At 50.3% G+C, this 3,521-nt stretch carries 3 protein-coding genes, 1 pseudogene and 1 other annotated feature; all 4 genes and pseudogenes read right to left on the bottom strand.

Annotated features, from left to right (window positions below; all coding sequences use genetic code 11):
• On the bottom strand, positions 1 to 711 hold a 711-nt coding region (locus tag DBO31_RS00695), incomplete at its 3' end, for a branched-chain amino acid ABC transporter permease (protein ID WP_150824199.1).
• On the bottom strand, positions 711 to 1,592 hold the full coding sequence (locus DBO31_RS00690) for a branched-chain amino acid ABC transporter permease (protein WP_113856410.1): 882 nt from the start codon (positions 1,590 to 1,592) through the stop codon (positions 711 to 713). The genes DBO31_RS00695 and DBO31_RS00690, both read right to left, overlap by 1 nt.
• A gap of 36 nt (positions 1,593 to 1,628) precedes the next feature.
• Complete coding sequence (locus tag DBO31_RS00685; protein WP_150824198.1) at positions 1,629 to 2,777, bottom strand: ABC transporter substrate-binding protein; 1,149 nt, start codon at positions 2,775 to 2,777, stop codon at positions 1,629 to 1,631.
• A 68-nt stretch (positions 2,778 to 2,845) separates the two neighbouring features.
• Positions 2,846 to 3,043, bottom strand: a binding site (T-box leader).
• 263 nt (positions 3,044 to 3,306) lie between these two features.
• Positions 3,307 to 3,521 (bottom strand): annotated as a pseudogene (locus tag DBO31_RS00680) (alkaline phosphatase); the annotation flags it as partial.

Raw genomic sequence — 3,521 nt, 5'->3', positions numbered from 1 at the left:
GGCATCGACGACTTTATGCCAGGAGAAATCGGTCGGGCTGATGAAATTAGCCGTATGGGCAAAGAGTGCCCCGGCAACACCGGCAAAGAATGCGCTGAATAAAAAGGACATCATCTTATAATATACAATAGGGATGCCTGAAAGTTCCGCTGCGTGTTCATCGGCTTTGATAGCAGCAAAGGCCCGGCCTATGCGGGATTCTTCCAGCCGGTGCCAGAACCAGAGGATCGCCACAACGACAATTATCAGAACGAGGCACATGAGGAGCTGGCCGCCGGTCTGGCTATCTATATCGAGGACATCGAGGAAATCGCTGGCCAGGTCACCCAAGGTATTGGCCATAGAAGGAATCCCCGAAAGGCCCAGGGCGCCATTGGTGATTTTCAGATTCAAGGCCAGGACGCGGACGACTTCACCGAATCCCAATGTAGCGATAGCCAGATACATACCGCGCAGTCTTGTCGTCGGGATACCGACGACGAGAGCAACCGCAGTGGCCATAATACCACCGAGAACGATGGCAGCCGGCATAGGAAGTCCGACCTGCATGGTCAGGATGGCTGACGTATAAGCACCGACGCTCATGAATCCGGCATTGCCCAGAGACATCTGGCCTGTACATAATGTCATGTATACAGACAATGACAAAATAATATTAATGCAGGAAAACACGACGACTTGCAGGACATACCCATTCAATATTTCATCCATTATGGTCTGCCTCCTTTGCCGGCTTTGGAAAAGAGCCCTTCAGGCCGGAAGAACAAGATGAGGATGATGATGCCGAAAGCGACGGCATCGCGATAGGACGACGCGCCATAGGCGACACTGAATACTTCGGCAATGCCCAGGATAAAGCCGCCCATCATGGCGCCACGGATGTTTCCCAGGCCACCCATGATGAGAACAGCCAGGCCTTTAAAGCCCATAGTCATGCCCATAGTCGGTTCGATGGCATTGAAGGAAAGACCGACCAGGACGCCGGCAGCCGCACCCAGGGACGAAGCCAGCATGACCGTGAAGGTAATGATGCGGCTGGTGTTAATGCCCAGAAGGCCTGCCGTTTCGATATTTTCCGACGTCGCCTTGACGGCCTTGCCGATTTTCGTCTTATCCAACAAGAGCGTCAGCAGCACCATCAGAACGATAGCCGTCCCGAAACCGACAATCTGAATCATGGAAACCTTGAAGAGGCCGACATCCATGAGTGCCCCTTCAAACTGAGGCGGAAAAGACTGGGTCTGGGGCCCCCAGATCTTGAGGGCCAGACTTTCCAGGAAAATCGATACGCCGATCGTACTGATAAGCGGTGCCAAGTGCGTTACCTTGCGGCGGCGCAAGGGGCGCAGTGCCAGGTATTCCAGCAGAAATCCCAAGACCGCACCGCCCAGCATGGCACCGATGAGAGCCACGAATATATTGGCTCCGGCGGCCGTTACCAGCATCAGGCCGATAAAGGCGCCGAACATGAAGATTTCGCCATGGGCCATATTGATGATATTCAACACCCCGAAAACCAGCGTATAGCCAATGGCAATGACAGCATAGGCGCTGCCAAGATTCAACCCATTAATAAGCTGCTGAAAAAACACGATATATACCCCTCTATCTGCAAAAACAAAGAACGATTACTGTAACGGTGTCCATTTCCCGTCTTTGATGACCAGTACGTCAAGATCCATAGACGGATCACGGTGATCATCAAAAGAAAATACTCCAGTTGCACCTTCAAAGTTCGTAATCTGGGCCAGAGCATCACGGAACTTCTTGCGGTTCGTCGTCGTACCCGATTTTTCGACGGCTTCGTGGATAATGTACATGGCATCATAAGCCTGGGCAGCAAACTGATCCGGTTCATGTCCGTATTTAGCAACGAAGGCTTTACGGAAATTCTGAGCTTTTTCACTCTGCCGTTCCGGGTTCCACGGCGTAGCTACCATCGTACCATCGGCAGCGGCACCAGCCTGTTTGATATATTCCGGACTGTTGAATCCGTTGTTGCCGATAATCGGCTGGTTCATCCCCATTTCACGGGCTTTCTTAGCAATGAGAGCGCCTTCCTGATAGAGGCCTGCCACGGCGATGACATCAGGATTGGCGGCCTGGATTTTTGTCAGCTGTGCCGAGAAATCCGTATCTTTATCGGCAAAGGTTTCCGTATCGACGACTTCGATACCGTCATCGGCAAAGACCTGCTGATAAATCTTGCTTTCATCAACCATCTGGTCGTTATTGTTGGAATATAACAGAGCCACTTTCTTGAAGCCCAATTTCTGCTGTGCTTTCTTTACCGTCTGGGGAATAGCCAGTTTGCCCGGGATGGCGTTGCGGAAAATATAATCGCCAATGTTGGTGACATCCGGTCCGGTCCCACCGGTAGTAAAGCAGACGACCTTGTCCTGTTGGGCAATCGGGCCGGATGCCATAATTTCACCGGTCGTCATAGGTCCTTCGATAGCCAGGACCTTGTCCTGTTCGATGGCTTTCTTCGTCGCATTGATGGCTTCTGTCTTATCCAGCTTAGTATCGTAGGTCTTAAGGTCTATCTTTACTTTCGTATTAGGATCTTTATTGATTTCTTCTACAGCCAGATCCACCCCTTCTTTCATGGCCTGTCCATAAGCAGCACCCGGACCGGTATAGGCCGTGATAAATCCGATTTTGGCTGATTTACCGTTACTGTCCCCGTCTTTGCTGCCCCCACAGCCGGCGATGGATACGGCCGTCATGACAGCCAGTCCTGCAACAACGATTTGTTTTAACAATGTGTGTTTCATGATTACTCCACTCTCCTCTTCTTATTCCCATATAAAAAACACCCCCTGTTTCCACCGGTTCCGGCCGAAACAGGGGCGTCTGTACGCGGTACCACCCTGCATTATACTTTGGTGTATCGATAACGGGATATCCGCTTTCCCTTACTTAATTCAGGAAAAGTACTCACGAGTGATATATTCGCCTGACGGCTTTATCCGTTCACACCAGCCACGGACTCTCTGAAAAAGTAGACGCCACACTTTTTGCTCTCGCTCATCGTATATATGGGTTGTTGTATTGGTCTGCATGTCTGTTTGACTTGCATGGCAACATTATAAGGCGTTTTCTCTCCCTGTCAAGGGTTATTATTCTGATTGTTTATCATATTTTCTATTTTCTATTCTCATAGGTTATGGTTAATCGTTTTACGCTGTTTGTATGTTTATTCACCTAAAAAGCCGGAAATCCTCCCTACAGAAACGACGACCCCATGAAGCCATTCGTACTTCATGGGGCCGTCGTTTTTATCTTGTCGATATAAGGGGACGATTATTTCACATTTTTTGTGGCATCAATGCCCAGGGCACGCATAATACCGAAGAAGACTTCCGTATTATCCATGACACCGTTAAAGTATTCCGAGCCGGGGCCTTCTGCATTCAGCGGCACATCGTCGGCTGCATGGCATTCATCGCCGATGGTATCGGGAATATTGGCCGGGATGAGTTCGACGGGATCACCGTCATGATGACGGGCCGGGTTAG

The sequence above is a fragment of the Megasphaera sp. DJF_B143 genome (assembly GCF_900320625.1).
Classification (GTDB): domain Bacteria; phylum Bacillota; class Negativicutes; order Veillonellales; family Megasphaeraceae; genus Megasphaera; species Megasphaera hexanoica.
Note: the sequence above shows the minus strand (reverse complement) of the source record. Positions and strands in the feature narration are given on the sequence as shown.